Raw genomic sequence first — 12,716 nt, forward strand, 5'->3', positions numbered from 1 at the left:
GAATATAACCCGTCTACGCGTCGGCCGTCCCGACCTCGGGGCCCGGGACAGCCTCACGTTCGTCACAGGTCCAGTGCACTGTTTCGAACTCGTGGCGTCGACCGTCGACAGAGACCGGACAGCAACCGCTAACCCTGCTCTCCACCTCCTGTCGATCATGACCCGGCTGATCACGACACAGGGGACGCTACACGCCGACGAGCTGGGGTTGCTCCTGCCCCACGAGCACATCTTCGTCGACCTCGGACCGATCGAGGCAGAACACTGGCGGGACGCGGCGGCGGAGGACGTGCTCGAGCTGATGGGCCCGGAGATCGAGGCAGCAATAGATGCCGGCGTCACGGCACTCGTCGAATGCACGCCGACGGGCGTGGGTCGGCGCGCCGACATCGACGTCGCCGTCTCCGAGGCGACCGGCCTGCCCGTCGTCCTCCCGACAGGGATTTACCAGGAACCCTTCGTCCCCGAGTGGGCCGTCGAGGCGAGCGAGGACGAGATCCGCGAGTGGATGCTCGCGGAGTTGACCGAGGGAATCGAGGAGACGGGGATTCGCGCGGCCTGGATCAAGCTCTCGGCGAGCGACGACGGCATGACCGAGACCGAGGAGAAGATACTCCGCGCTGCGGCGGCGGCGGGCGCGGAAACCGGCGCCCTCATCGGTAGCCACACCGTCGCGGGAGCGGTTGCCCACACCCAACTCGACGTCCTCGAGGAGGTGGGCTACGATCCCGAGCGGTTCGTCTGGATTCACACCCAGGCAGAAGACGACGAATCCACACATCACGCGGTCGCAAACCGCGGCGCATGGATCGAGTACGACGGTATCGGTGGCGAGAAGCCCGACGCCTACTACCTGGAGCGCATCACGGCGGCACTCGAGGCAGGGCTCGGCGATCGGGTGCTCCTGAGCATGGACCGCGGCTGGTACGATCCCTCGGAACCCGGCGGTGGCGAGCCCGATCCATACACGTACCTTCCGAACAGGTTCCTCCCGAAGCTCCGCGACGCCGTGGGCACCGACCAAACGCGACGGCTGACCCAGGACAATCCGCTTCGGGCGTTCGCTCGCTAATCATCGTCCCCTAGCAGGATTGCGAGTCCTCACCATCATCCGAGTGGCTGTTGGGCACATACCCAACACACTTACGGTGTTGGGCGACAAACCAACAGAAGAGGGATGGGCCACGAACTCACGCACCGCTACACCCACGTCGAAGCCGGACTCGTCGAGAACGTCGTCATCCGGCGGACGACCGACAACAATGCCTACCCGTCCGGCTGGAAGTACACCCTTCATCTGGGAACGCTGCAAGATCTGACGCTCATCCGCTACGACAACGCTCACGAAGATACCAAGGGCCACGAACTCCACACCGCTGCAGGGGACGCAAACCTCGAATTCCCTGGTATGGAAGAACTCATCGTTGAGTTTTGGGCCAGCGCTGACGAATACTGGGACACAATTGGTGGTGACCCACCCCGTCCCTATTGAACTGCAATACAATACACATCCAACACACCCAACCATGACCACTCTTCACATCACCGTCGGGGACCGAGCACAGCTCCGAGAGGACACGCTTCAGTTTATCCAGACTGCCGAGGCTGATGAACTGGATGCAAGCGATGAGCGTGCAGTACTGCAGTTCGGAACCTATGGCGATCTCGTCGACAACCTCACTCCGCTGCGCCTCGATCTCGTCCAGGCGATCGCCAAAGAACGCCCATCGAGTATGCGTGAAGCTGCACGACTCGTCGACCGCGACGTCTCCGATGTCCATGCCGATCTGAAACAGCTGGAGGTGCTGGGTATCCTTGAGCTCAAGGAGGGAGGCCCTGGCGGGGCGATCCAGCCAGTTATCCCCTTCGACAAAATCGAGATGCACATCGACTACCCCCTTCTCGACGACGGCGATGTAGACAGCACTCCCGCCAGCGCAGATTAGCTGCACCAATCCGTTTCGAGCGTTCGCTCGCCAGTCAGCTCGGTGACGGACCTCGGGGACACACCTCGCTGGCTCTGGTCTGTCGATCGTGCCATGGCTTCGTGACTCTGCGCTCACGGACGGACTCGGATGGGATTAGCGGGCCGGGGGCGTGAGCCCGAGACTGTATTCGAGAGCGTCGTCGACCTCCGCCAGTCGTTCATCGGGGATCGACCCGACAACACTCCCGATTCGGTCCGCAATCGAGACGGTCCGAAGTTGGCTACAGATCGCGACGGAGTCCTCGCGGAGCGCGCTTTCCGCAGCCGAGATCTCCACCTCGAACGGGTAGAGATCATCCCCATAGGACGTCGTGAACGGAACCACGATCGTCGTCGGAGCGTTCTCGTTCCCGATATCGTTCTGGACGACGAGACAGGGACGAGTGCCTTGTTGTTCGGACCCTCGCGTGGGATCTAACTCGACGATGACGATATCTCCGCGGCGAACGTGCATCGTTACTCGGAGTCCGTCTCCGGTGCGTCGCCAAGAGAGCTGTTCGCCTCCTGGCTGACGCCCGCGAGTTCTTCAGCGAGGGCGTGATCGCGCTCGGCACGCTGGCGATACCCCTCCGCGAGGCGCTCGCGTGTGACCGCCTTGTCGATGACGATTTTTCCTTCTTCTTCCCGAATGCGGACCTCGTCACCGCCCTCGAGTCCGAACGCTTCACGAAGCTCCTTTGGGAGTGTGACCTGCCCTCGCTCTCCGACACGCCGGGTCTCGCTGGTAGGCATACATATCCATATCATATCCATACTCAAAACGGTTCCGGCGGCGGCCGTTGGTCTGCTTCGATAGGGTCACCCAGCTATACGAACGCGCTCCTCCCCTCCCTACTCCGTTCGCTTCGCTCACTTCGTCGGGGAAGGGGACTCCGCGCTACCGTTTAGCTGAAAGATGGAAAGATTTCGCGCTCGAACGTCCGAATAGTCCCCGCCGGCTGGCCGACATTGGTTCCGACGAGAACGCGCGTCACGCCGGTGTCCTCCAGGCGTTGCAGTTCCGCAATGACGTCGTCGGGCTCATCGGTGATGCCGTTGGTGTCGGCGATCTCCTCGTCAGTCATGCAGACGGAACTCGCCGAATGGTACCGCGTTCAACGCCGGACGATCTATAGTCGGCTCACGCGACCCGACATCGACGAGTCACTTGAGCACGCCACGATAGATGCTAAACAAACTGATAGAAGGCAAAAAGTTTTGAAAATTTAGGAAATTTCAAAGATACAATGAACGAATCACTGAGCAAAGTCGGGTTCGTCGCGCCGACGGGGACGCCAGCACTCGTCCAGCAGTATCCATTAAATACTCCCGCGTTGAGCCGTCTTTCCCCCAGTACAGCGCGCCACACGACGATCCGTTGGTTAACCGGTCATCGGAACTGGACGTGCCTCTAAGGCACGATCACCGTTCTCGGCGATCACTATTTATCCCGGTTCGAAAGGCACGAACCGCTGATCTCGCAGGAAGTATAAGAATAACAATATAGAGTTAATTTGAATATGAATTGGTGGTCTGTTCGATGACCACCCTCTGTCTAAGCGTCGGCCGCCACGGCTCGCGGTCCGGGACAGCCGCATGTTCATCACAGTCCCAGCGTACACTTTCGAACGCAACTCCGACGAAGAGTGCTGGAGACGACGCCACGCTCTCAGCCGGCACATTGACTTTCACTGAACGTACAGCGACGATTGACACCGCTCTCGAGCAGCTAGCGGGGGCCAAAACAAACAATGAGTCGATACCGCTAGAGGAGCAGATCAGTGGTCAGCTACACTCACGAGTAGTCGAGGACGCGTGCGCCTTCGAGATCCCAATCGGCCAGGTAGTCTCGCTCCGCGTTGACGAGGTCAGTGAACAACTCTTCGGCTTCCTCGGTCTGGAGCGTCTGGACCTGCGGATCGATGAGGAATCCCTCGAAGGCCTCGTCGACGTCCCCGTCGCGCGAGGCCTCGACGACCGTCTCGATGGTATCCACGTGGCGCTGCACGAGACTCCGGACCGGACGGGGGAACCCCCCCGCCGAGAGGGGCTTGATTTCGCCCGCGCTCACGACAGCGTTCGTCTCCACGACGGTTCCATGTTCGACGCCCTCCATCTGGCCGCGGTTCGGCATGTTCACGTTTGTTACGAATCGCTCGCCGCCGTTGAGCCCCTCCAGAATGTTGAGGAACGCCTCGTTGGAGGCCTCCAGTTCGAACTCCTCTTCGCCATCCATCCAGGCGGTCACGTCCGTCGTCTGTTCGGACTCCGAGGGGTCCCAGTGCTTCGCGCGGAAGTCGCTCCCGGTACGCTTGACACCCCAGCGATTGAGTCCCTCCTTGCCGTTCTGGAGGAACGAAGTGGCGTACTCAACAATGTGGCGATCGCCCGCGAACGGCAGCACGCCGAAGCGTCGGAAGAGCTCCCAGGAGACCTGCCATTCGTCGTTGAACGGGCTGACGTCTTCGAGGTCTTCGGAAGTGAACGTCCGGTTCGCTTGCTCGTTCTGGGCGAACTCCTCGAGGTCGGGCCAGAGGTCGGTCCCATCACAGTAAGCCTCGTCGACCCAGGTGAAGTGGTTGATACCCTTGACGTTCACAGAGATGTCGCTCATCTCGGCGTCCGGCATCCCGAACTCCTCGCGGGCGAGTTCCGCGAGGTGTTCGCGGGCATGTATCACTTCGTGGCAGAGGCCGACGGCGTTGATGTCGGGGTACTCGTCGTAGAGGGCCCGGGTGACGAAGTGAACGGGGTTCGTGAAGTTGAACACCCACGCGTCGGGGCAGTTTTCGCGGACTCGAGCTGCGATCCGCCTGTAATCGGGAATGGTCCGCATTGCACGGAAAATCCCGCCCGGGCCGATCGTGGCGCCGACGGCATGGTAAATGCCGTGATCCTTCGTGATATCGAGGTCGGGGACGAACGTTTCGAGTGGGTCGAACTGCGTCGAGAGGATGACGACGTCCGCACCGTCGAGCGCTTCGTCCTCGTCCTCGATGGCTTCGTAGGTCCAGTCGGCGGTGACTTCGTCACGGTTCTGTACCCAATTTCCGAACTTCGCGTTCCGCTCGGCGCTCTCCGGGTAGTGGTCGTAGAGGCGCATCGTGCCGTCCACGTCGGACAGCGCGAGGTCCTGTGCGAGTTTCGGGAACCACTCACGGCTGCCGCCGCCAACGTACGCGATGGTAAGGTCGTCTGACTCCGCTTGCTGGCTACGCTTGGTACTGGCAGCTTCCATACGAATCCGATTATGGAGGAGAGATAAACAAACTTTGGAATGGGAACGCATGGCCGCAATCTCGGTGCGTCCGCGACTGCAAACACCGAGACAGCGACGTGGGTACTCTAGGACGAGCATTGGCTTTCGGCCTGCTCTTCGGCGGCGGTACGCCAGGTGTGCTCTGAGAGCCAGCCGAGTAGTGCCCCGACCTACTCGTTCGAAAGCACAGCTGGTCAACCCGCACAGTCACCGCTCGGAGACCGTAAACACCTCCATCACCTACCCCGCCCGACGCGCCTTCGGCGCTCTGAGGACCGACTTGCATAGCTTCGACCGATATTATGGTTCCGGACTGACGTGTGTGCCGGTGCGGTCGGTCGGCAGAGGCAATGTGATTGGACGTGACCTCGGCGACGTCGCGACAAGACGAGCGTACTCAGGGCGGGCGCGTCGTCGGTCCGCCCTTTGGGGCCGGTTGACAATGGCCCGTCCTCGGCGAGGAAGCAACTCTGTCCCGTCTGCAACGGTGGTGTGGCGCCCGGTGGTTCGGTGACGCGCAGTAAAATCATGGCCAGTCGCCCGATGGGCGGGTGGAAACCAACAAGAACTGTCGAGCAACGCAGGCAGCCGAACGGCGTCAGCCGCCGGGTTCGGGACCTTAGATCTCGCCTGCCTTCTCAGACCACGCTTGGTGGAGTTCGCTGGCGGCGTCCATCGGGTCGGTCTCGTCGTAGATAACGGCCTGGCTCAGATCGAAGAACGTACTCGAGATCTGGCTGACACTCCAGAAGCCGTAGGTCGTCCCGCTTTCGAAGACCTCTTGGAAGCCGGCCCAATCAGGGTTGTCCGTGTCCTCGGGCACCTGCCACTCGACGTCCTCGTGTGCCGGCAGGTTCCCGGGGTAGTCGTTCAGGTACGCGCGGATACCTTCCGGGCTGGTCCCGGTTTTGATGACCTGCCACGAGGCCTCCTTGTTGTCCGAGTGTGTGTTCATGAAGATGGGCTTCACTTCCCGGTAGGTGCCGATTTCCCCGCCTTCGATGCGGGGGTTGTGGGTCGCGGCACTGTTCCGGTAGTTCTGCATCGCCTCGCTGTTCGAGTTCTCGGAGTTCTGTGCGACGCCCGGAACCCATGGACCCGTTGAGACGGACGCGTAGTTCCCGTTCACATACGCGATGTCATGTTCGAGCGAGCCGATACCCCGCGCGTCGGGGTTGGTAGCCGGGGAGTCGTGTTTGAAGAACGGGTCCCAATAGTATTGCTTGAAGACTTGCCCGAGGTCGTCCTCGCTGACCGCCAGGCTCCATCCCCCATTCCCGTCAGTTTCGAAAATCCGGTCGACCCGCTGGTAGAGGAACGAGATGAACTCCTGGAGCATTCGGGTGTTCCCCTTCTCGGACGTGATGGTAAAGCCGTGCATCCCGTCCTGATCCGCTGTGATGGAAGAACAGACCTCGAGGAATTCCGACCAGTTGTCGGGGAGTCCGCCGTACTCCTCGAAAATGTCCTGGCGGTAGACCATCCCACGGCCGTTCCCGATATAGGGAAGGGCCCAGATATCGTCCTGGTACCGCATTGCGTCGAGGCCAATGTAACCGTCGGTGTAGTCGAGTTCCTCGACGCGGTCCGTCATCGGCTCGATGAGTTCGGCGCTAATATAGTCACCACGGTGGTTCGGGGTCGCCTCGGCAACGTCGGGGGTCCCGGTGTCACCACCCGTCAGGAACTTCTGTTTGATATTGTCGTACCGCATGTCCGTAAACTCGACGTCCACGTCCGTGTTGTCCCTGATGAGTTGCTGGAGTTCCCCGGCGTCCGAGTCCCACGCGTCGGTCCAGACGGAAACGGAGTTGCTGTTCGACCCGCCAGACTCATTTGAGCCGTTCGACCCATTAGAGCCGTCCGACCCATTACCGTTTCCACCACCGAGTCCACCGAGACAACCGGCTGCCCCGGTCGCTGCAAGAGCACTTACCGCTGCAATGTACTTCCGACGGCTGTAGCTTTCATCGCCCATGCGATTTTGACTCATGGACTACGGTGATATAAATGTGTTGTTCGATTATGGACTATCCTGTCGTTTGATAGTGGGTTTCTCGAGAAAGGAATCGGCCAGGAGATCCACTCAGAAGAGTTGAGAGAGGAACGTAGTGATTCAGGTTCCGTGCATACCGCCGCTGGCGAGTCCCTCGACGATTTTGTTCTGCACGAGGCTGAATAGGGCGATCGACGGGACCGCCGTGAGGAGCGCCGCCGTGATGGTCGCACCCCAGTTGATGCTCGTCTGGCTCTGGAACATGTACAGCCCGTAGGGGAGCGTCCGCGTGCCCGATCCCTGGGAGAGGATGGAAACGAAGAGGAAGTCGTTCCACGAGGTGACGAACGTGTAGAACGCTGCGACGGCGATGCCTGGAAGCGCGAGCGGGATGATAATGTGGTAGAGCACGCCGAGGTGCGAACAGCCATCGATGCGGGCGGACTCGTCAAGTGCCTTCGGGATGTCATCGAAGAATCCCTTCAGGAACCAGAGTGCCAGCGGGAGCGCCCGAATCGTGTGCGCGAGGATAATACCCAAATACGTGTCGACAAGCCCGTAGGTGTACATCATCAGGAAGAACGGCACGAGGATAAGCACCGGCGGGAGCATCTTGGTCGCCATGAAGCTGACCAGCAGCGCCGCGTGTCCCGGGAACTCGAAGCGGCTCAGTGAGTACGCGCCGATAATCCCGACAGCCAACGTCAGTGCGACTGTGCTCAGAGCGATGAGGGAGGAATTGAAGAACAGCCGCAGGAACGTTGGATCCGACAACACCGTTCGGAAGTGTGCCAGGGTGATGTTCTCCGCGCTGGGGATGATGATGAGCTCGTCCGCCTGGATAATCGATCCGGATTTGATGGTCGAGAGCGCGAGCCAGATAACTGGCACGAGAAACCAGACGAAGTAGAGAAACAATGCCCCATAAATCAAGAGGGCACGTGTGGTGCTGGTGTCCTCGCCGAAGAGTCGGTCGCTGTCGAGATATTTGCTGAACCGCCCGGTGCTTGCCTCTACCTGCGGGGGAGTCTCTGTTTCACTTGCCATGGGTTTCCTCCACCACGATGGCTGTCGCGGTCGTCTCGTGGACCGTTGATTCAGTCCATCCGTCGGGAGTGCTTTCGTTCATTCTGTGTTCTCCAGTTTGATGTACACGGCGGTAAAGACGGTGAGCAACGCGAGCATCACCATCCCCGTTGCCGCGGCGTAGCCGAGCGCGTACTCGCTGAACGCTTGTTGGTAGACGTACGTCCCCAGGACCTCCGTCTGGTTGACTGGGCCACCACCGGTGGCGATGTAGACCATCTGGAAGGTATTGAAGGAGGCGATAACCTCAGTGACGATCATCACCATCGAGATGTACGAGATGTTAGGTAGCGTGATGTGGCGGAACTGCTGAAGCGCGCCGGCGCCGTCTATCTTCGCGGCCTCGTAGTACTCGGGTGGGATCGACTCCATGCTCGCGAGCAATGCGATGGCCACGAACGGCGTGTCCTTCCAGACACGGAGCATCATCACCAGGGGAAGGGCCAGGTTGAAGTCCCCAAACCAGTTCTTGTTCGGTCCGCCGACCTGCTTGAGGAGGAGGTTGACGAGACCGTAGTCAACCTGGAACATCCACGTCCAGATGATGACGATGACGACCGGTGGGATGACCCACGGAATCATCGAGAGGCTCCGGAGAATCCCGAGTCCTGGGAGGTTGTTCCGGAGGAGTAACGCGAGACCGAGTCCAAGGAGGTACATCGTTGTGACCGCCCCCACGGTGAAGATTATCGTATGTATGAAAGCCTCCGAGAACACTGGATCGCTGAGAAGGGCCTGATAGTTCGCCAACCCGACCCAGGAATACTGATCTGGATTGAGGAACGAACGTTGCTGGAAGCTCATCACCACTGCCCGCAGCGTCGGGTAGACGATGATTAGGAGCATCAAAATCGTCGCCGGCGCCACGAGGCCGTACCCGACCCACGTCTCTCGGGTGAACCAATCGGCCTCGTCAAAGAACCGACTCGCTCTTTCTCCCATTGTGGCTTCTTGTGATGCCATCTATGAGACTCTTATCCAAAATGCACTTAAGTTCTTCGCAAAATTCGACGGGTCGTGACCGCGGATCGTTCCCCGTTTGCCACTATGAGCGAAAATTATTTATCGGCCGATTATAATCGTTACACCCAGTCATGGAGGACCTCCACATCGAGAACCTCACTAAGATATACGACCCCCACTCGAACCCCGTTATCGGGGTAGAGGACCTAAACATCGAGCTGGACGAGGGTAACTTCCTCGTGCTCGTGGGGCCGTCCGGATGTGGGAAGTCTACCACCCTACGGACGATTGCTGGTCTGGAGTCCGCAACGAGCGGCAACATTCGGATCAACGGGGAGGTCGTCAACGACCAGAAGCCAAAAGAGCGAGACATCGCGATGGTGTTTCAGAACTACGCGCTGTACCCCCACATGACCGCACGACAGAACATGGGATTCGGGCTGAAGATGATTTCTGACCTCTCGAAGGAGGAAATCGCCGACCGCGTTGAGGAGGTGGCCGGGATGATGGGCATCAAGGATCTGTTGGACGACAAGCCCAGCGCACTGTCCGGCGGGCAACAACAGCGTGTCGCTCTCGGACGAGCCATCGTGCGCGAACCGCAGGTATTCCTGCTCGACGAGCCGCTCTCGAACCTCGACGCGAAACTCCGGGCTCACATGCGCACGGAAATCAAGGAGCTCCAGCAGAACCTCGACATCACGACCGTCTACGTCACCCACGACCAGACGGAGGCGATGACGATGGGTGACAAGATTGCTGTCCTCAACGAAGGCAAACTCCAGCAGCTCGGGTCGCCGCTCGAGTGCTATCACCAGCCCACGAATCGGTTCGTCGCCGGCTTCATCGGGGAGCCGTCGATGAACTTCTTCGAAGCCGAACTCAAGGACGACCGGCTCGTCAACGAGTCCCTCGATTACCCGCTTTCAGACGCCCGACTCGACGCCGTTGAGGGCATCGACGACGTCGTCCTTGGAATCCGCCCGGAGGACGCCGAAATCGTCGCCACTGTTGGGGATCACACCGTCAACGGGACGGTCAACGTCGTAGAACCGCTCGGCTCGGTCAACTACATCCACACCGATATCGCCGGGCGGGAACGGACCATCGAAGTGGACGGCAACCAGTACGCCGACGAGGGGCAACAGATTGCCATCCGATTCCCCGAGGACCAAATTCATCTCTTCGACCAAGAGAGCGGAGATGCAGTATACAACCCGGAGGTCAACGATGAAACGGTCGCTCGCACGAGTTTTGAGGGCGGAGCCAGCGGGATGACCAGCGACTAAGTATTGCGAGACATACCTACTTCGAGCGGACTCGTATTGGCTGACGGCTCACGGACTCCAGACGCGGTAGCCGAAAGGGAACTGATTTACGAGACTGTACAGATACTCCTCGTATGCCCGAACGAGCACAGACGCCCAGTATATCGAGCCGGTCTCGATCCGGACCCCGGTACTGGTACGTCCTCGCCGCACAACTGGCGAGTGGGCTCGTGGCGATCCCGTATGTGGCCGTCGCTTTACTCGATGTGGTCGTCAGTCTGAACCACCTCCTGACCGGTATCGTCCTCGCTATCAGCAGCCTACTCGCCGTCGCCGTGTATCCCGCTATCTTTCAGGACGCTGTACACGTCAATCGGAGTGCGGCGTGGCGCCCACGCTGGTGGTGGTATCTCGTGGTCGGCTTCTCACTCACGTTTCTCGGTTACGTTCTCGTGCCCGCGAACGCATGGTCGCCAGAGCTCGTTTCCACCGCGGTAGTGCTCTCCCTCGTCGTCGCGACCACGTTGGTTTCCGCAGTGTACCTGCGAAACAGACATCGGGTGATCGGAACACCCTGAGAGCGCCAGGACGGGTTGTCGATCTCTGCTGTTCCGTTCGAACCAATGACCGCGACAGACAGGTTCGGAAATTCCTAATCAGGCGATTCTACGCCGGTGTTCCTTCGGTAATACCGCTAACTCGACCAGATCGTGATTGACAGCCTTCGCCGCTCTGCATACTGCCGTTAAAGTTGGCATCCTTCTATCTCCACCCAGAAAATTTATGTTCGACTTGGCAGTTGTTACCGATTATGCACCGGGCAGCGTTAGCCGATAGTCTCTGCGAGGTAGCGGCCGGGCTACTCACACCCCTGGACGAACAAAACACGGATGACATCCGCTACGACGAGTTGGCGTCGACTGCTGAGTGGCTCCACACCAACGGAATCAACCTGTTTCTCGCCTGCGCAAACATCAGCGAGTACCACTCCCTGACCCACACGGAACGCGCTGAGTCCGTCCGCGTTGTCTGTGATGCGCTCGGTGACGATGCGACCGTCCTTGGGGGCGCGGGCGGCAGCACGAAAAGCGCAATCGACCTCGCCCAAGCACACGTCGACAATGGTGCTGACGGAATCATGGTGATGCCGCCGGACCATACGTTCAAACACGAATCCGGCGTCGCCAAGTACTATCACCGCATCGCCGACGCTGTCGACGTCGGGGTGGTACCATACATTCGAGGGATGGAAGCGACGGTTCGTATGCTTGACTGGATCACCGACCACGAGAACGTCGCCGGGATCAAGTGGGCAGTGCCGGACCTCGAACTGTTCGCCGAGTGCGTCGAACAGGCTGACGACGATCTGGTTTGGGTCTGTGGCATGGCCGAACCCCCAGCACCAGCCTACTACTTAGAGGGGGCTGACGGCTTCTCCGCAGGGGTGACGAATTTCGAACCGCGGTTGGGCCTCGAACTGTTCGACGCCCTCGAGGCCGGCAACTACGAGCGCGCCAAACGCCTCCGGAACCTGAGCCAACCGCTGATGAACCTCCGCGCAGAGTCCGGCGAGGACAACGTCTATGCCAGCGCAAACAGTGTTCCCGTCCTGAAGCGATGTCTCGAACTTGCGGGTCGGGACCCCGGTCCCGTCCGCGAGCCGCTGGTCGAGTTGCCCGAGGCGGACCGCGAGCGGGTGGACGACCGCTACGAGGAGCTTCAGGCCGGACTCGAACGGCTTGACGCCGTCGAGCCGTGAAGTAAACGGGTTGTGGACGGTCATCGCTCAACGCTCTTAACAAAACGAACCTCTGAAGATGCGCCGACTTGTTGTTCTCCGTAGACTATAATATCATGAGAATTTTTGTACATCCCGGTAAACCTGCTACTCACGGCGCCGCTAGAAGCCGTAGACCTCGTGGGGACGGTCGTATGCGACTTCCCTGGCAACGTCGCGGGCGATCTCCATCGGGACCTGGCCGCGGGAGACCTGTCGGCCGAGGACGTTCGCCAGCGAGCGCCGGAACATCTCGAAGCGCGAGCCGTAGGAAAGCAGTTTCCGGGAGTCGCTGACCATCCCGGGGGAGTTCGCGAGCAGGGAGACGGTGCCGACGTACTCCAAGTGCTCCTCGATCCCGAACGGGCTGTCGTTGAACCACCAGGCGGGACCGACGCTGA

At 60.0% G+C, this 12,716-nt stretch carries 14 protein-coding genes; 6 read left to right on the top strand and 8 right to left on the bottom strand.

Going from position 1 to position 12,716, the window contains the following annotated elements:
- Positions 1-157: 157 nt before the first annotated feature.
- The 3 genes from LCF40_RS22055 to LCF40_RS22065 all read left to right on the top strand — a co-directional run bounded on the left by LCF40_RS22055 (position 158) and on the right by LCF40_RS22065 (position 1,946).
- Entirely contained in the window at positions 158-1,072 is a 915-nt protein-coding gene (locus tag LCF40_RS22055; protein WP_224830288.1) for a phosphotriesterase family protein, read from the top strand.
- A 105-nt stretch (positions 1,073-1,177) separates the two neighbouring features.
- A complete protein-coding gene (locus LCF40_RS22060; protein ID WP_224830289.1) occupies positions 1,178-1,492 on the top strand; it encodes a toxin-antitoxin system TumE family protein in 315 nt (104 codons plus the stop codon).
- Positions 1,493-1,526: 34 nt separating this feature from the next.
- Complete coding sequence (locus LCF40_RS22065; RefSeq protein ID WP_224830290.1) at positions 1,527-1,946, top strand: HVO_A0114 family putative DNA-binding protein; 420 nt, start codon at positions 1,527-1,529, stop codon at positions 1,944-1,946.
- Positions 1,947-2,081: 135 nt separating this feature from the next.
- Here LCF40_RS22065 and LCF40_RS22070 read toward each other — a convergent pair whose 3' ends face one another.
- The 7 genes from LCF40_RS22070 to LCF40_RS22100 all read right to left on the bottom strand — a co-directional run bounded on the left by LCF40_RS22070 (position 2,082) and on the right by LCF40_RS22100 (position 9,270).
- Positions 2,082-2,441, bottom strand: coding sequence for a type II toxin-antitoxin system PemK/MazF family toxin (locus LCF40_RS22070; RefSeq protein WP_224830291.1), 360 nt, complete (start codon positions 2,439-2,441; stop codon positions 2,082-2,084).
- A gap of 2 nt (positions 2,442-2,443) precedes the next feature.
- The gene (locus LCF40_RS22075; protein WP_224830292.1) at positions 2,444-2,719 is read right to left on the bottom strand and encodes an AbrB/MazE/SpoVT family DNA-binding domain-containing protein; all 276 of its coding nucleotides are present in this window, start codon (positions 2,717-2,719) and stop codon (positions 2,444-2,446) included.
- Positions 2,720-2,871: 152 nt separating this feature from the next.
- Positions 2,872-3,051 carry a hypothetical protein gene (locus tag LCF40_RS22080; RefSeq protein ID WP_224830293.1) on the bottom strand — a complete coding sequence of 60 codons (180 nt, stop codon included), beginning with the start codon at positions 3,049-3,051 and terminating at the stop codon, positions 2,872-2,874.
- A 710-nt stretch (positions 3,052-3,761) separates the two neighbouring features.
- A complete protein-coding gene (locus tag LCF40_RS22085; protein WP_224830294.1) occupies positions 3,762-5,204 on the bottom strand; it encodes a family 4 glycosyl hydrolase in 1,443 nt (480 codons plus the stop codon).
- Positions 5,205-5,844: 640 nt separating this feature from the next.
- The gene (locus LCF40_RS22090; RefSeq protein WP_224830295.1) at positions 5,845-7,203 is read right to left on the bottom strand and encodes an extracellular solute-binding protein; all 1,359 of its coding nucleotides are present in this window, start codon (positions 7,201-7,203) and stop codon (positions 5,845-5,847) included.
- 138 nt (positions 7,204-7,341) lie between these two features.
- Positions 7,342-8,268, bottom strand: coding sequence for a carbohydrate ABC transporter permease (locus LCF40_RS22095; RefSeq protein ID WP_224830296.1), 927 nt, complete (start codon positions 8,266-8,268; stop codon positions 7,342-7,344).
- A gap of 78 nt (positions 8,269-8,346) precedes the next feature.
- Positions 8,347-9,270 carry a carbohydrate ABC transporter permease gene (locus LCF40_RS22100; protein WP_224830297.1) on the bottom strand — a complete coding sequence of 308 codons (924 nt, stop codon included), beginning with the start codon at positions 9,268-9,270 and terminating at the stop codon, positions 8,347-8,349.
- A gap of 131 nt (positions 9,271-9,401) precedes the next feature.
- Here LCF40_RS22100 and LCF40_RS22105 point away from each other — a divergent pair, with 131 nt between their 5' ends.
- The 3 genes from LCF40_RS22105 (at position 9,402) to LCF40_RS22115 (ending at position 12,297) form a co-directional block, all read left to right on the top strand.
- Positions 9,402-10,559 (top strand): ABC transporter ATP-binding protein, encoded by a 1,158-nt coding sequence (locus LCF40_RS22105; RefSeq protein WP_224830298.1) that lies wholly within the window; start codon positions 9,402-9,404, stop codon positions 10,557-10,559.
- Between the two features lie 113 nt (positions 10,560-10,672).
- On the top strand, positions 10,673-11,116 hold the full coding sequence (locus LCF40_RS22110; RefSeq protein WP_114579339.1) for a hypothetical protein: 444 nt from the start codon (positions 10,673-10,675) through the stop codon (positions 11,114-11,116).
- Positions 11,117-11,349: 233 nt separating this feature from the next.
- Positions 11,350-12,297: a dihydrodipicolinate synthase family protein gene (locus LCF40_RS22115; RefSeq protein ID WP_224830299.1), complete on the top strand. Its 948-nt coding sequence runs from the start codon at positions 11,350-11,352 to the stop codon at positions 12,295-12,297.
- Positions 12,298-12,438: 141 nt separating this feature from the next.
- On the opposite strand, the gene LCF40_RS22120 is transcribed toward LCF40_RS22115, so the two are convergent.
- Positions 12,439-12,716, bottom strand: a 278-nt coding sequence (locus tag LCF40_RS22120; protein ID WP_224830300.1) for a glucuronate isomerase, incomplete at its 5' end; no start/stop codon positions are given.

Source organism: Saliphagus infecundisoli (genome assembly GCF_020177375.1).
In the GTDB taxonomy this organism is placed as follows: Archaea; Halobacteriota; Halobacteria; order Halobacteriales; family Natrialbaceae; genus Saliphagus; species Saliphagus infecundisoli.

What these genes read in the sequence shown, in the direction of transcription:
- LCF40_RS22055 (WP_224830288.1), top strand. Translation starts at nt 158, where the DNA reads ATGACCCGGCTGATCACGACACAGGGGACGCTACACGCCGACGAGCTG.
- LCF40_RS22060 (WP_224830289.1), top strand. Translation starts at nt 1,178, where the DNA reads ATGGGCCACGAACTCACGCACCGCTACACCCACGTCGAAGCCGGACTC.
- LCF40_RS22065 (WP_224830290.1), top strand. Translation starts at nt 1,527, where the DNA reads ATGACCACTCTTCACATCACCGTCGGGGACCGAGCACAGCTCCGAGAG.
- LCF40_RS22070 (WP_224830291.1), bottom strand. Translation starts at nt 2,441, where the DNA reads ATGCACGTTCGCCGCGGAGATATCGTCATCGTCGAGTTAGATCCCACG.
- LCF40_RS22075 (WP_224830292.1), bottom strand. Translation starts at nt 2,719, where the DNA reads ATGCCTACCAGCGAGACCCGGCGTGTCGGAGAGCGAGGGCAGGTCACA.
- LCF40_RS22080 (WP_224830293.1), bottom strand. Translation starts at nt 3,051, where the DNA reads ATGACTGACGAGGAGATCGCCGACACCAACGGCATCACCGATGAGCCC.
- LCF40_RS22085 (WP_224830294.1), bottom strand. Translation starts at nt 5,204, where the DNA reads ATGGAAGCTGCCAGTACCAAGCGTAGCCAGCAAGCGGAGTCAGACGAC.
- LCF40_RS22090 (WP_224830295.1), bottom strand. Translation starts at nt 7,203, where the DNA reads ATGGGCGATGAAAGCTACAGCCGTCGGAAGTACATTGCAGCGGTAAGT.
- LCF40_RS22095 (WP_224830296.1), bottom strand. Translation starts at nt 8,268, where the DNA reads ATGGCAAGTGAAACAGAGACTCCCCCGCAGGTAGAGGCAAGCACCGGG.
- LCF40_RS22100 (WP_224830297.1), bottom strand. Translation starts at nt 9,270, where the DNA reads ATGGCATCACAAGAAGCCACAATGGGAGAAAGAGCGAGTCGGTTCTTT.
- LCF40_RS22105 (WP_224830298.1), top strand. Translation starts at nt 9,402, where the DNA reads ATGGAGGACCTCCACATCGAGAACCTCACTAAGATATACGACCCCCAC.
- LCF40_RS22110 (WP_114579339.1), top strand. Translation starts at nt 10,673, where the DNA reads ATGCCCGAACGAGCACAGACGCCCAGTATATCGAGCCGGTCTCGATCC.
- LCF40_RS22115 (WP_224830299.1), top strand. Translation starts at nt 11,350, where the DNA reads ATGCACCGGGCAGCGTTAGCCGATAGTCTCTGCGAGGTAGCGGCCGGG.